The 14002-nt window shown below is 46.6% G+C and carries 14 protein-coding genes; 11 read left to right on the top strand and 3 right to left on the bottom strand.

What is annotated here, in order from left to right; translation table 11 throughout:
• The 3 genes from AC50X8_RS15690 (at window position 1) to AC50X8_RS15700 (ending at window position 3100) form a co-directional block, all read left to right on the top strand.
• A complete protein-coding gene (locus AC50X8_RS15690) occupies window positions 1-762 on the top strand; it encodes an ABC transporter ATP-binding protein (RefSeq protein ID WP_494880286.1) in 762 nt (253 codons plus the stop codon).
• A gap of 141 nt (window positions 763-903) precedes the next feature.
• Window positions 904-2001: a histidinol-phosphate transaminase gene (gene hisC, locus AC50X8_RS15695; RefSeq protein WP_056028768.1), complete on the top strand. Its 1098-nt coding sequence runs from the start codon at window positions 904-906 to the stop codon at window positions 1999-2001.
• 4 nt (window positions 2002-2005) lie between these two features.
• Window positions 2006-3100, top strand: coding sequence for a prephenate dehydrogenase (locus tag AC50X8_RS15700; RefSeq protein ID WP_056028766.1), 1095 nt, complete (start codon window positions 2006-2008; stop codon window positions 3098-3100).
• A gap of 434 nt (window positions 3101-3534) precedes the next feature.
• Here AC50X8_RS15700 and AC50X8_RS15705 read toward each other — a convergent pair whose 3' ends face one another.
• The 3 genes from AC50X8_RS15705 to AC50X8_RS15715 form a co-directional block, all read right to left on the bottom strand.
• Window positions 3535-4398 carry a collagen-like domain-containing protein gene (locus AC50X8_RS15705; RefSeq protein ID WP_200931576.1) on the bottom strand — a complete coding sequence of 288 codons (864 nt, stop codon included), beginning with the start codon at window positions 4396-4398 and terminating at the stop codon, window positions 3535-3537.
• A 737-nt stretch (window positions 4399-5135) separates the two neighbouring features.
• On the bottom strand, window positions 5136-6443 hold the full coding sequence (locus tag AC50X8_RS15710) for an NtaA/DmoA family FMN-dependent monooxygenase (protein WP_494880288.1): 1308 nt from the start codon (window positions 6441-6443) through the stop codon (window positions 5136-5138).
• Between the two features lie 211 nt (window positions 6444-6654).
• Window positions 6655-7863 carry an MFS transporter gene (locus AC50X8_RS15715; RefSeq protein WP_494864355.1) on the bottom strand — a complete coding sequence of 403 codons (1209 nt, stop codon included), beginning with the start codon at window positions 7861-7863 and terminating at the stop codon, window positions 6655-6657.
• 488 nt (window positions 7864-8351) lie between these two features.
• Between AC50X8_RS15715 and AC50X8_RS15720 the strand changes: the two genes are divergently transcribed.
• The 8 genes from AC50X8_RS15720 to AC50X8_RS15755 all read left to right on the top strand — a co-directional run bounded on the left by AC50X8_RS15720 (window position 8352) and on the right by AC50X8_RS15755 (window position 13994).
• A complete protein-coding gene (locus AC50X8_RS15720) occupies window positions 8352-8948 on the top strand; it encodes an RNA polymerase sigma factor (RefSeq protein ID WP_056028760.1) in 597 nt (198 codons plus the stop codon).
• Window positions 8945-9547: an anti-sigma factor gene (locus tag AC50X8_RS15725; protein WP_056028758.1), complete on the top strand. Its 603-nt coding sequence runs from the start codon at window positions 8945-8947 to the stop codon at window positions 9545-9547. Before AC50X8_RS15720 ends, AC50X8_RS15725 begins: the two co-directional genes overlap by 4 nt.
• A gap of 82 nt (window positions 9548-9629) precedes the next feature.
• Entirely contained in the window at window positions 9630-10226 is a 597-nt protein-coding gene (locus AC50X8_RS15730) for a histidine phosphatase family protein (RefSeq protein ID WP_056028757.1), read from the top strand.
• Between the two features lie 271 nt (window positions 10227-10497).
• The gene (locus tag AC50X8_RS15735) at window positions 10498-11733 is read left to right on the top strand and encodes a hypothetical protein (RefSeq protein WP_056028755.1); all 1236 of its coding nucleotides are present in this window, start codon (window positions 10498-10500) and stop codon (window positions 11731-11733) included.
• 105 nt (window positions 11734-11838) lie between these two features.
• Complete coding sequence (locus tag AC50X8_RS15740) at window positions 11839-12345, top strand: gamma carbonic anhydrase family protein (RefSeq protein ID WP_056028753.1); 507 nt, start codon at window positions 11839-11841, stop codon at window positions 12343-12345.
• 22 nt (window positions 12346-12367) lie between these two features.
• On the top strand, window positions 12368-12547 hold the full coding sequence (locus AC50X8_RS15745; RefSeq protein ID WP_056028751.1) for an IDEAL domain-containing protein: 180 nt from the start codon (window positions 12368-12370) through the stop codon (window positions 12545-12547).
• A 257-nt stretch (window positions 12548-12804) separates the two neighbouring features.
• On the top strand, window positions 12805-13227 hold the full coding sequence (locus AC50X8_RS15750; protein ID WP_056028750.1) for a DUF2487 family protein: 423 nt from the start codon (window positions 12805-12807) through the stop codon (window positions 13225-13227).
• A gap of 233 nt (window positions 13228-13460) precedes the next feature.
• Entirely contained in the window at window positions 13461-13994 is a 534-nt protein-coding gene (locus AC50X8_RS15755) for a Rieske (2Fe-2S) protein (protein WP_056028748.1), read from the top strand.
• Window positions 13995-14002 lie beyond the last annotated feature (8 nt).

Below are 14002 nucleotides of genomic sequence, written 5' to 3' on the forward strand. Positions count from 1 at the left end.
ATGACAAATGTGTTAGAGGCGAAAAAGGTTAGCAAAAGCTACTCCTTAGGCAAAAATAACGAACAGCCTGTGCTAAAAAATGTGAATTTGGAATTGCAGGCAGGTGAGTTCGTATCTATAATGGGGCCTTCTGGCTGCGGCAAGTCGACCCTGCTGCAGATCATTAGCGGGATGGATAAAATGACGTCCGGCAGCGTCGCCATACAAGGGCAAGAGATCGGCAGTCTATCCGAAGAGCGGTTGGCCCAGCTTCGCTTGAGCAAAATGGGATTTATTTTTCAGCAGAGCGGTTTTTTGAAAAATCTCAGTCTGCTTGACAATATTATTTTGCCCGCTTATATGGCGAAAGAAGAGAGCCGCGCTGCTATCAACAGGCGTGCCAGCGAGCTGATGAAGCGGACAGGCATTGCGCAGCTGGCCCATGTGGACAAGTCGCAAGTATCAGGTGGACAGCTCCAGCGGGCGGCCATTTGCCGGGCGCTCATCAACAGGCCGCAATTGGTGTTTGGCGATGAGCCGACGGGGGCGCTTAATTCCAAGGCGAGCGATGAGGTCATGGATATTTTAGCGGAAATGAATGCTGCAGGGACGACGATTATGCTGGTAACCCATGATGCGAAGGTAGCTGCCAAAACACAGCGTGTGCTATTTATGTTGGACGGATGCATCGTTGGCGAACGCCGGCTCGGTCAGCTCGGACAGGCCGAATTGAAGGAGCGGGAGGCAAAATTGTCATCCTGGCTTGCTGAGATGGGATTTTAGATTTTTTCTTTGGGGCTGGCTCGATCAATTGCAATAGAACATCTTTTAAAGCGGGACAAGATGTGAGACAATAAGCTTTATGCAATTGATATTTATATATCAATTAATGTGTTGATATATTAAGAAGAGGTGATCGGCAGCATGCAGCCAAAAAACAATATTTTACATCTCCCTGTCTATCAGCCTGGCAAGCCGGTTGAAGATGTGAAGAGAGAGCTTGGGCTAACTGAAGTTACGAAGCTGGCTTCCAATGAAAATCCACATGGTTGTTCCGAGCAGGCTAAAGCGGCAATGTTGGAAGAAATAAACCAAACGAATATTTATCCTGATGGCGCCAGCATTGAGCTTGCAGCAGCACTTGCAAACCATCTTAACGTAAAGCCGGAGCAGCTGATTTTCGGCACAGGCTCCAGTGAAATTATTTTAATGCTGGCCCGCGCATTTCTTGTTGCCGGCGACGAAACGATTATGGCGGACGAGACCTTCCCGCAGTATAAGCATAACGCCGAAATTGAGAACGCTCGCATCATCGAGGTGCCGCTGAAGGAGGGCAAGCATGATCTTCCTGCTATGCTGGCGAAGGTAACAGAGCGTACGAAAATCATCTGGATTTGCAACCCGAACAACCCGACTGGCACGATTGTGACGAAGGATGAGCTGACTTCCTTTTTACAGCAGGTACCGAGCCATGTGCTCGTTGTGCTGGATGAGGCGTATTGCGAGCTAGTAACAGATCCTGCTTTCCCGAACGGCATTGAACTGCTAAGCAGCTACCGGAATCTGATCGTATTGCGCACGTTCTCGAAGGTGTATGGCTTGGCAGCGCTGCGTATCGGCTATGGCGTTGGCGACGCGGACGTGCTTCGCTTCATTAATCAGGTGCGGGAGCCGTTTAATACGTCAAGAATCGCACAGGCAGCGGCGAAGGCGGCCGTGTCCGATCAAGCTTTTATTCAGCATGTTGTGCAGCAAAATGCAGCGGGCATCGCTTATTTTGCTGCGCAGTTTGACCGGCTTGGCCTTGCTTATTATCCGGCGCATGGCAATTTTATTATGGTCGATGTCAAGCGTCCTTCTCCGGAAGTATTTGATGCGCTGCTGCGCAAAGGCTTTATTATTCGTTCCCGTTGGACGTATTACCCGACCTATATTCGGGTCAGCGTAGGCACAAAGCAGCAAAATGAGCAGTTTATAGCTGCTTTGGAGCAGGTTTTGCAGGAAGTGGCGGTGCAGTCATAAGGTTATGGTGAAAATAGCGATTTTTGGCGTAGGATTAATTGGCGGATCGCTTGCCCTTTGTTTTAAGGGGAAGCCGGACGTAACGGTTGTCGGTTATTCAAACCGGGCGTCCTCCGCAGAGAAATATGTCAATCGTGGCGTCGTAGATTCAGCAACGACGTCTGTTCGGGAGGCGGCTGTTGACGCTGATTTTATATTCCTCTGCGTGCCTGTAGGCAAGCTGGAGGAGTATGTAGATGAGCTGAGCCAGCTGCCGCTGAAGCCGGGCTGTATTGTGACGGATGTCGGCAGCACGAAAGCTTCCGTTGCTTTATGCGGACGCAGGCTGGAAAGCCAGCCGGGCGTTTCGTTTATCGGCGGCCATCCGATGGCGGGATCGGAGCGCTCGGGTGTTGAAGCGGCATCGACCCATTTGTTCGAAAATGCGTTTTACGTCCTCACGCCCGACGCGTCGACGCCGCAGGGACAGCTGGACAAGCTCATTGAACTGCTTGCGCTGACGAAAGCGCACATTGTCAGTGTGGACGCGAAGTCGCATGATGAAATCGTGGGCGCGATCAGCCATCTGCCGCATATGATTGCAGTTGCACTGGTCAACCAGATTCGCGGCTACAATGAGCAGGATCAGCTGTATGCTTCGCTTGCAGCAGGGGGGTTCCGCGATATTACCCGTATCGCCTCAGGCGACCCGGTCGTATGGCGCGACATTTTGGTTAATAATAAAGGCGTGCTGCTAAAGCTGCTGAAAGATTGGAATGCAGAAATCGCAACATTCGCGGACCTGCTGGAGCGGGAAGATGGCGAAGGCATAGAGGAAGCGTTCCGTACAGCGGGCGAATTCCGCAGCAAGCTGCCTGAGCGCCGCAAGGGCATGCTGCATTCGATTTATGATTGTTATGTAGACGTACCCGATCATCCCGGCATTATTGGTAAAATCGCCAGCGACCTTGGCAAGGAGCGCATCAATTTGAGCAACATCCATATTATCGAGAGCAGGGAGGATGTTCCGGGCGTTCTGAGGCTGTCCTTCCGCACGCAGGAGGATTTGGATCAGGCTCAGCTTGTGCTTGCGGATGCCGGCTTCGCGGTTCATCAGTAACATATAGCAATGCCCCGAGCAGCTTTTGAGCTGCTGCGGGGCTTTTTGATTTAGGGACATTAGTTCAACTTGTATAGCTAAGGAAATAAATACAGAAACAATGTATATTCAAACTAAGCAAGGGCAAAAAAAAGACCGCCATAGAGGCGGTCCATGTTCATTCTCAGAACATAAGTTTTGGATAGGAGTGGAGAGAAACCATACTGTACTTTTATTATATGTATACGCTTCCAATATGTCAATAAGCGTTTTCATTTTTTCGAAATTAAATTTGAGAGCGCTTAACCGCTTCCCAAGACGTAGCGTTTCTCGACAATCTGGGACCGCCTATATGGCGAAGTTTTTTTTTCTATTTCCAAAGTGCTTCATAAAAAGGCTGTCACCAGCAGCCATTACGAATGACAGCTGGTGACAGCCCCGAAGAGCGAACAAGATTATGCTAGTTTTTCAATGACAATTGATGCGCTCACGGTTGGTGTTCCGCCGCCGATAGCGTTTTGCAATACCAGATTGCCCATGTTATCAATACGATTTAAAGTCAATACGCCGCCAGCGGTTAATTGAGCAACGACTTGACCTTGGTAAGGATTGTTGCCTGCGCCTGTACCGTAGTTGCTGCAATCCACAAGTGTTGCTGGAGCTGGACCTGCACCGTCTGGATCGAAGAATAAACCAAATGCAGAGTTTCCAGGTGTTGGGAACACTTCCCAGCTAATGTTATAAAAGCCGTTTTCGTTAATGATAATATTGCTTGGTGGGGAGAAAGTAAGCGCAGTTGCGCTAATCACCATATCGTTAAAGGTCACTGCGCCGCCTTGCCCTCCTGGTGCCGCTGCTTGCGCAACATTTTGTGCTTCCGTGCTGCATAGGAAGGCGAAGGAAGATATGCCGCCAGCCGGCCCTTGAGGCCCTGTTGGTCCAGTTGGACCTGTTAGTCCAGTTAGTCCTGTGGCTCCAACCGGCCCTTGTGGGCCTGTTAGCCCTGTTAGTCCTGTGGCGCCAGCCGGCCCTTGTGGACCTGTTAGTCCTGTAGCTCCAGCTGGCCCTTGTGGACCTGTTAGCCCAGCAGTTCCTGCTGGCCCTTGTGGACCCGTCAGCCCTGTAGCACCAGCCGGCCCTTGTGGTCCTTGTGGGCCAGGTGTAGGGGTAACATTAACTTTAACTTTAGGGGCAGGACACGTTACTTTAACGATTTTTTTCTTTATAATAACATTCTTTTTTCGTTTAGGTTTACATACAGTAATGATTTTTTTATGACAGTTTTTCTTTTTCTTGTTTTTATTAATAATACAACTCAATGAATACACCTCCTAAGATTTGAGATATCATACGTTGGACTTGGAAATTTGGAAGGGTAAAAACCCAAGTTTTACTAGACTGATATCTATTTTTGTGCAAGAAGGGCGAATAACGATAGATGATAGCCCTTTTTTTAATAGAATGGATTGTCAAGGGGGTAATAATGGAGGCCTTGCTAACTGTATTAGGCGATTTGATAAACGAACGATTCGGATTTTTTATTATACGTACCGCAATTTTTTGCTTCCGGCTCGGTACAAATTAATGATAACAGGTCCGGGAAGATGAATTCGCAGGTGGGGGGGTGCCTGTCATGACTGATTCCCAATTAATAAGGGAAATTAAAGATGGCAACATTGCTTTATTGTAATGGGGTTTCCTTGATACTCGTCATCCCACTTGACAATATTGGGTTGTACCAAAATGTCACCAAAAAAGCTTGTTTGAGGAAAAAACACAGTGTTGTTATAGTACCGCTTTTTCAAAAGTAATATGTACCCTGAATGATGAAAGTAGCGCCTCATAAAAATAAAAAAGCGCCCTTGTCTTTGGTAGAACAGGGTTCGACTGAACACCATCAACCAAAGAAAGGAGCACCTTTAAGGGGAAACCTATAACAAAAAAAAGAATCGACCATCTTACCAGCATTAGTCCATATGGTGCAATCTTGCGTTTTATCAAAAGCTAGATTGACAACACGTTATATTATGCCTGCACATTAGTGATTAATAATAGATTATGTAATTCCCAAATGCTCACGCAATGTGCTTCCCGTATATTCGCTTCGGAACAAGCCTCTTTCAACCAACTCCGGCACCAGCTGTTCAAAAAATATTTCCATAGATTTTTCTGAACCGCCTGGAAGGGCTATAAATCCATCTATAGCTCCAGCCTCAAATCGTTCAATAATATCGTTTAGCACCGTTTCAACCGTTCCAACAGATACCCAATGGGCAGATCCTACAATCTCCGGCCTTGCGAGTACCTCTTCCACTGTAGGCTGATATTTTGTAATGTAACGGCGCAGCAGCTCAGCATGTGTCCGGCTGCGGACGGCCTGATTAGGATCGGGAAGCATCTCGGCAGTTACACGTTGCTCCAAAGGCAAATCGCTTAAATCAAGACCTAGCACCGATTTCAGAGAGGCATGTCTGCGTGCAATACTTAAATTCGCATGCGCAGTCTTATGCAATTCCAGCGCTTCTTCGTGTGTATCGGCTAGGAAAAAATATAAGCCTGGCAATACTCGGATGGCGTTCGGATCGCGACCATGCTCTGCGGCTCTTCTTCTCAGATCATTTCTTAATTCCACTCCTGATTCAACATCCGGCATAGCCGCAAAAATAGCATTAGCTACAGAAGAGGCGAAATTCCGCCCAATATCGGAAGCGCCAGCTTGAAATAAAGGGATCGTTCCCGATTTATGAGAAGGTAAAGTAAGAGGACCTTTTACACTGAAAAATTCACTGGAATGATTAATGGCAGTCACTTTATCCTTATCAGAAAACATGCCGGACTTGCGGTCAATAACAATGGCTTCTTGCGGAAAGCTGTCCCATAGCTTGCGTACAACATCCGTAAACTCCACTGCCTTTGCATATCTTTCTTGTGGGGAAGGCATTGGGGAATCGCCAAAATTTTCTGCCCCTTCAATAGAAGTTACAATATTCCAGCCTGCGCGCCCATTGCTCAGCCAATGCAAAGACTGAAGCTGCCTGGCAACAACATATGGCGGATTAAAAGTCGTAGAAATGGTTGTAACGAGACCGATTCGCTCGGTTTCACGGGCAATGGCAGCAAACATCATAGTAGGGTCAGGACTGCCAAAACTAGCGGTATCGCCAATCATCTGCGGGCTGACATAAAGATAATCCGCCCTGAAAAGAAAATCGAGTTTTGACTTCTCCGCCATCTTTGCCCAATTAATGTAATAATCAATGGATCCCATTCTTTCTACTTTGCTATCTGGTTGCCGCCAGCCCTCGCCTTTCGTCCATGTTGCATTTAAGCATAATCCAATACATAATGGTCTATTTGCAGTCAATTCAACCAACCTTTCTTATAAAAAAAGAATGACTCCTAAAAAAGCACTCCGGTCTCACTTAGGCTCTTGAGGATGTTATTATAATAATGATTCTCATTATCGAATTTTAGTTTAGCAAGGATTTTAACAGATTCAAATACACAAATGACAAATTCAATATGCATAATTATCTAATTCATGCTTCATGCTTAATGATTTAGCTGCTATTTTTCTATATATTAATTTGATCTGGTTTTATAAAAAACAAAGCAATTAAGCAGCACACGCCAGCAATTGCTACAAAAATATAAAACAACCATTCGATGTGACGTAAAAGCATGGAAGCGACTAATGGTCCACAGGCAACGCCTATAAACCTTGTACTGCTGTAAAAAGAAGTGATAGTCCCACGTTGTTTTTTGTCTATTCCTTCCGTAATTAACGCATCTAAGCTGGGCAGAACAATACCGATGCCTAATCCGCTAATAAACATGAGAGATATTAGGAGAAATAAGCTCTTTGTATTGGCTAATCCACAAATCAGCATGGCTGAGGCGATAAATACAAATCCGACCACGGTAAACCATTTCATTTTCAATTTATTTTCTCCAATCCATTTCCCCGAGGCGAAAGAAGCGATGCAAATAGCGCTGAGCGGGATTGCCAGCAGTGCACCTTTCCAAATACCTTCTATATGATAGCTTTCCTCAAGAACGGATGATAAATAATAAAGAAAACCGAACATCATAAACATGGCACTTCCGCCGAGTGCAAATATGACATACAGCCATTTCCCATTTTCGGAGAAAATGCCTTTAAGGGAAGCAAGAAAATTTTTAAAATTTAGCTTTGTTTTATTTTGCTGTTTTGGTGCTTTAACGAGAAAAATAACGGCTACAATAGATACGGTTGAAATGAAGGGTATGACAGCCAAAGGTAGAAACCAAATAATTAGCGCCAATGCAGAACCTAGAATGGGACTTAAAACCTTGCCTAAAGTATTAGAGGTTTCAATAATGCCAAGTCCATTGCTAACCTCTTCCTCGCTTTTATACATATCGCCAACCAATGGCATAACGATCGGGAATGCGCCAGCGGCTCCAATCCCTTGAATGAGTCTGCCTGTTAAAATGAATGCGTAAACATGATCATGCAATAACCATGCTGCTAAACCTGAGATTAAACCACCGACAGCCGCAATACATAGCCCGATGACGATAATTCGTTTTCTTCCGAAACGATCGGAAAGATAACCGGCCAAAGGGATACATAAGATGGATATCGCAGCGTAAACTGTAATAATGAGGCTGGATTGGAGAGAAGAGATATGCAATTTTTTTTGAATAAGAGGAAGGATAGGAATGAGCATGGAATTCGCAAGCGTCATAATAAGCGGGATAGTCGCGAGAGCCGATAAATCCCATTTTTTTTTCTCATTCATATATATTCCTCACTTCACTAAAATTTAATAGTAATACAAGAGCAAAAACACCACCTTGCATGTAAGCGTGATAAGTGGAATTTTTTATATTAAGGGCTTATAGGCGGTGAAACATAAATATCATAACCTTGAGCTGCCGTCGTTATACGTTAATTTCGCCCTTTGAGCATGACCTGAAGGAGGATGAAGAATAGGCAAACGGGATAGTGGCTGAGCAGGATTAGTTGCCTGCTTAACCACTTTTCTTTTGTTCTATAGGATAAAAGGAGGGGGATTTATCAATAGCAAGCACCTTTTTCTAAAAAATTCCTCATTTATCCTTTTGTCGAATAAAGCAGGATTTTGATTATGCGGCGCGAATTTATGTTGTTAGACTAGCGATTCATAATTTTTATTATACATACCGCAACTTTTTGCTTCCGGCTTGGTACAATTTAATGATAACAGGGCCGGGAAGATGAATTCGCAGGTGGGGAGGTTCGCCTGTCATGACTGATTCCCAATTAATAAGGGAAATTAAAGATGGCAACATTGAGCTTTATTCAGAGCTAATGAGCCGTTATCAGCGCAAAATATTATCTTTTATTTTTCATATGCTCAAAAGCGCGAAGCTTGAGCTGCTGGCAGAGGATTTATGCTCGGAAACGTTTTATAAAGCCTATCGCAGCCTGCACTCGTTTCGTGAGGTGGATGCTTCTTTTTCCACGTGGCTTTATACGATTGCCCGCAATACCGTGCTTAGCGAGCTGCGCAAGCAGAAAGCTGCAAATTTGTCTCTAGATGAATCGGGTATTGTGCCTGTAACGGCCCCTGATGCAGGTCCGGAGCAGCTCGTGCTTCGAAATGAGCGAATGGCGATGGTTCGCGAAGCTATTAATAATTTGCCTGAAAAACAACGGTCCGCACTTATCCTTAGAGAATATGACCAAATGGACTACCAGGAAATTGCCAGCATTTTAGGGCAGACGGTCAGTTCTGTGAAATCCTTGTTATTCAGAGCCAGAGCCAGTGTGAAGGTGCAATTGGAGCCTTATTTTGGCGAAGCTCTCGGAGTGGAAGAATTTGAAGGGATGAAAACGCGATGAAATGCGAAGACGTTCAACACAAACTCCATATTTGCTGGGAGCTGCCGGAGGAAGATCCGCAGCGGCAGGAGATAGAGGCCCATCTGCTTGATTGTGAGCATTGCATGGAGCAGCTCCGTTTGTGGGAAGAGAGCGAGGAGCTGATTCGCTGCATTGCCGAGGATGATTCTGTACAATTGCCGCCAATGGATCATGTGACGCGCGGAGTCATGGATCGCATTTATGCAGAGGATTCCTGGCTTATGCCGGTTACACACAAAAGCTATCAGTTTTCTCCTTCCTTTCGTCGCAATGTGGCCCTTATTGTGGCAGGCTGCATGGCGATGTTCGTTTGTGCGCTCGTATTTTTCGTCGTGGGCAACGAAACGAGTACAAGTCCGGATCAATTGGCCCAGTTGACTGGTTTTATGGACACAGCTAATGCTTCTGGCAGCGGGCTCGTCATTAGCGCTGAATATGAAGTGCCGGTTGCGAGCATCAGCGATCCTTTCGTGCTTAAGGTCGTTCCGGCTTTTCCACAGTATTGGGTAGCGCTGTCGCTGCTTGGCATGGTCATGACGCTGCTTATGCTGAATTGGTTATCAAGAACACGCAGCTAATGCGAAGGGCTCCTTGACAGGAGCCCTTGTTTTGCGTTACGTTGCGGTAATAGATTGCAACTAAGCTGGGGAGGCTGGCGGGATGATAATAGGTCTGGTACGTCACGGCAATACGGATTGGAATAAGCTTGGGAAAATACAAGGGCAGACCGATATTCCCTTGAATGAGCGGGGAGTCGCGCAAGCTGCTGCGCTCGCTAACCGTCTAAGCGAAGATCAGAAGCTGTGGGATGCTGTCATTTCCAGTGATTTGCAGCGTGCCCGTGAGACAGCCCGAATTGTCGCGGATAAGCTGGGTATTCCGCTGCTTGCGCCGGATGAGCGGCTGCGTGAACGTTTTTATGGCGACATAGAAGGAACGACGGAGCAGGAGCGAATAGCACGCTGGGGTGAGCAATGGCGCCAAGCTGAAGTTGGACAGGAGTCTGACGAGACTGTGCGCGGGCGTGGGCGTTCTTTTGTAGAGGAATGGCGGCGAGGCAATCCCCAGGGGCGCTTGCTTGTCGTCACGCATGGGAGCTTTCTTGCCCAGCTGCTGGACGAGCTCTGCTCGGGACTTGATAAGCAGTTTCTCGATAATATGTCCTACTCGATTCTCCAATTCAACGAAAATGAATGGGAATCCTTGTTGTACAATTGCAGCCGGCATTTGCAACAACTTGATCAAGTCGGCGTTTAAAATAAGCGTGAAAGCTGCTTTAACAATTGCAGGGGCAGCTGGATTCAATTGATGGCAGCGCCATTTCTCCTACTGGAGGAATGGCGTTTTTTTATGGTTGCTGTTAGAGGTGCTTTTTCCGAAAAAGAAGCATAAAAACTATTTTTCTGGAACTGCGGTTATAAAATCTGAGTTTCTTCCCATAATGGTAATAAAAAAAGGCTGCTCTACAATCATGAGTGCAAGCAAACTGTTCATTAAAGCAGCAGTTAAGCGCGAAGGAGGAGAGACTATGAATTTATCGGATATGCTCGGCTGCGCAGATATCGGGCAGCTCAGCCGCATTGCCTCCGTCTATCAATGCGAGTGCAATAGCAACTCCAAAAATGAATTGATTCAGTCGATTCTTGGCGCAGTAAGCAGAAATGATGTTTTCGAGCAACAGATCAGCAGCATGGCAATTGAGGATTTGCGTTTTTTAAACTCGCTGCTGTTCGAGACGAGAGACGCTTTTAGTCTGGAGGAGCTTCTGGCTCGTGCGCAGCAGAGCAAGTTCAGCAGCCCGGAGACGGCGAGCGTTGCCCAGAAGGAAGCGAAGGTGCAGCAGCAGGTTTCTGGAGAGAAAGCTTCTTCTATTCAGAAGCCGGCCAAAGCAACACAACCGAAGCGCCGTTCTAAGAAAACGCCTGTCATGAAGGAGAGCAGCCCCCGGGATACAATCGTCAAATTCAAGCATCAGGGCTGGCTGTTTAACGGCTTCACTGGGCCGAACCGTTATTTGTTTCAGGTGCCAGAGGATTTGAAGCAGCGGTTTCGTGAAACGTTGAAGCGCAAATTTGCAGCACAGCTTGTGTATACAGACGAGCCTCATGTGTATCGTGATGAGCAGGAGCTGCTGCAAGCCGATATTCGTCAATTGCTGCATTACATCCATCACAACGAAGTGACGATGGCGGCTGACGGCTCCTTATACAAGCGCTTCAGCTTGCAACTGCTTGATATGTTTTCGATCAAGGAGGAGCTGCCGGGCAAGGGGGAATGGCGATTCGGCTACGGCAAATATTTTCACCATTATCCGAATCGAATGTCGCTGCTGTATGACTACTGTGTGCAAATGAACTATTTTCTAGAGGAGCCTCTGGGCCTCAGGCTTACGCCAGGTGGGCAGGAAAGGCTGCTTAGCGCTCCGGCAAATGAATTGCAGCAGCTGTACAAATGCTGGCTTAAGCAGTATAAAGGGCCCATTCCGAACATTTTAGCGCTCGTACAATGGATTGGCGGACTGTCGGATCAGTGGGTAACGGCACAATCGCTCAGCCAAGTGCTCGTCCCGCTCATTAAACCTTTCTATTATGATGATGCGGAGCGGATTTTTCAGCACAGATTGCTTGGCATGCTCGTCCATCTTGGTTTAATACGCCTGGGAGAGCATGAGCAACACGGTATGGTCATCAAAACGACGAAAGCGGGCAAAGCGGTAATGCTAGGCATCAGTCTGGAAGAGCAGAACCGATTGTTCATGTATTGACAATGGCTGCGGCAGTTGATAGAATCACCCCACGTTAATGTAAAGGAATGGATGCATAGCAACTGAATGCTGATTTCCAGTGCAAATGAGAGGGGAATTTACGAGATGCTGCTGCCTTATTTGGGAGTAAGACCAACGATTCATTCCAGTGTTTATATCGGGGAAGGAGCGAAGCTGATTGGTGATGTAACAATCGGCCACAGCAGCACGGTATGGTTTAACGCTGTGCTTCGCGGAGATTTGGCTCCGATACACATTGGACATAGCTGCAACATACAAGATGGAGTTGTCGGTCATGTGAATACGAACCAGCCGCTCATTTTGGAAGATGAAGTTTCCATTGGGCACGCGGCTATTATCCATGGCTGTACGATAGGCAAAGGCACATTAATTGGAATGGGGGCAATCGTACTTAACGGCGCGCAGCTTGGTGAATATGCTTTAGTAGGAGCCGGTTCGATTGTTACGGAGAATAAGAAGATACCACCCTATACGCTTTCTCTTGGTTCACCTGCTAAAGTCGTTAGAGAGCTTACAGAGGACGATTTGCTGCGAATGAAACGAACGATGGAAAGCTACGTGAAGAAAGGCGAAGAATATAGGATCTCTTAACGCCGGTGTGGAGGTGTATCCTATGGATAAAATGAAAGTAACGTATGAAGCGATGCTGTCGCTTGCAGCAGAAATGGCCTTGGATGAAGCGGTGCGAAAATTCCGTGCGGAACGTATTTACCGCGAAATTGACCAGTCGCTTGCGGCTGGCGATGAGGATACGTTTTATCGCTTAGCTAAAGAATTGAACGAAATGAAGTGAAGGCATAACGTGGAAAGCAAGGAGAAGGGTTAAATAAGCTTCCATCACAGGCTCTGGCGAGAAAACTCGCGAGCTGAGGTAGAAGCTTATTTTGCTGCGCATCAAGCAAAATAAGCAGGCAGATGGAGAAGACCCATTGGCAAAAGGACAATAAACCGTTAACATAGACAAAGGTTTGATCTATAAAAAGGAAGCTAGCTAGCTTTCGCAAGCTGCGATAAGCCAGCTGAAGCTGCAAGCGGAAGGAGTCCTTAGCAATGAAATTTAGCGATGTGCAAGAAGAGCAGTGGGAAGAGCTGCGTCCTTATTTGGACACTTGCATGCTGCCTGTGACAGGCATGAACGGCGAAGAGCAGCCTTATGAGGCGACCGCTGCCCTGGAGCGTCTGCGTGATGTAATGGATCTGATAGAAATACCTTTTAAAGGGCGAGTCGTCACTTATCCGGCGCTTCATTATGTAGGGGCCCATGCGGCTGTTGATATGATTAATGATGTATGCGCTTCACTTAGAGCATCGGGATTCCGATATATAATTGTAGCGACCGCATCCGGCAAGCTGGATTTGGCCCATATTCAGGCCGATTTGCTGCTGGAACCGGATCAAGCCGGCGAGCTGCCTTCTGGTGCCGACGTGAAGGAGCGCGTTTCGCTTATGTGGAATCCAAAGGAGCCATCCTGATTTTTCAATTTTGCATAATCGGGAAGTTTTTTGGGGAAAACAAATGCCATGCAAGGTTAAATGTGACAAATTAATTACAAATTAAAAATCAACATTTTATTAGGCAGACAATCATCAGCCATATTCTTGACGCTCCTAAGCACCTAGGCTATTATAAGTATGTCCTAGTTCGTCATGTGTTTTGCCATGGGCTAAAACACAAGAAATGGTTGGCAAAGGGGGTAGAACAGAAGATGAGTAACCACGAACATCAAGAATCGGCACATAAGCCGCTTCAACGCAAAGAGATGTCAAGACGGCAGTTTTTGTCGTATACGCTCGGTGGAACAACCGCATTTATGATGGGCGGAGCCGTGCTTCCAATGGTGCGTTTTGCGGTAGACCCATTATTAGAGAAAAAAACCGAGGGCACCTTTGTTAAAGTAGTAGAAGAGAGCAAAATTACGACAGATCCGCAAGAGTTTAAGTTCCAAATTCACCAAGTTGATGGATGGTACGTCAGCGATCCTGAGTTGTCTGCTTGGGTGTCCAAAGACGCAAACAACAAAATTTTTGCGCTTTCACCGATCTGCAAACATCTGGGCTGTACAATTGCTTGGAATGCGAAAGGTAAAGACGAGTATGACTGCCCGTGTCACGACGCACGTTATACGAAAGACGGCAAGAACCTTGCAGTTGCTCCAAATCCATTGGATGAATACGAAGTGAAGCTTGAGAATGGATTTGTTTACTTGGGTCCAGTTAAGCCAAATTCACGGGTAGGCTAAGGAGGCGA

This window comes from Paenibacillus sp. JT22N15 (assembly GCF_059383755.1).

Coding starts and splice junctions, on each gene's coding strand:
- AC50X8_RS15725 (WP_056028758.1), top strand. CDS start 8,945: ATGAAATGCGAAGACGTTCAACACAAACTCCATATTTGCTGGGAGCTG.
- AC50X8_RS15720 (WP_056028760.1), top strand. CDS start 8,352: ATGACTGATTCCCAATTAATAAGGGAAATTAAAGATGGCAACATTGAG.
- AC50X8_RS15755 (WP_056028748.1), top strand. CDS start 13,461: ATGAGTAACCACGAACATCAAGAATCGGCACATAAGCCGCTTCAACGC.
- AC50X8_RS15740 (WP_056028753.1), top strand. CDS start 11,839: ATGCTGCTGCCTTATTTGGGAGTAAGACCAACGATTCATTCCAGTGTT.
- AC50X8_RS15750 (WP_056028750.1), top strand. CDS start 12,805: ATGAAATTTAGCGATGTGCAAGAAGAGCAGTGGGAAGAGCTGCGTCCT.
- AC50X8_RS15730 (WP_056028757.1), top strand. CDS start 9,630: ATGATAATAGGTCTGGTACGTCACGGCAATACGGATTGGAATAAGCTT.
- hisC (WP_056028768.1), top strand. CDS start 904: ATGCAGCCAAAAAACAATATTTTACATCTCCCTGTCTATCAGCCTGGC.
- AC50X8_RS15690 (WP_494880286.1), top strand. CDS start 1: ATGACAAATGTGTTAGAGGCGAAAAAGGTTAGCAAAAGCTACTCCTTA.
- AC50X8_RS15700 (WP_056028766.1), top strand. CDS start 2,006: ATGGTGAAAATAGCGATTTTTGGCGTAGGATTAATTGGCGGATCGCTT.
- AC50X8_RS15715 (WP_494864355.1), bottom strand. CDS start 7,863: ATGAATGAGAAAAAAAAATGGGATTTATCGGCTCTCGCGACTATCCCG.
- AC50X8_RS15735 (WP_056028755.1), top strand. CDS start 10,498: ATGAATTTATCGGATATGCTCGGCTGCGCAGATATCGGGCAGCTCAGC.
- AC50X8_RS15745 (WP_056028751.1), top strand. CDS start 12,368: ATGGATAAAATGAAAGTAACGTATGAAGCGATGCTGTCGCTTGCAGCA.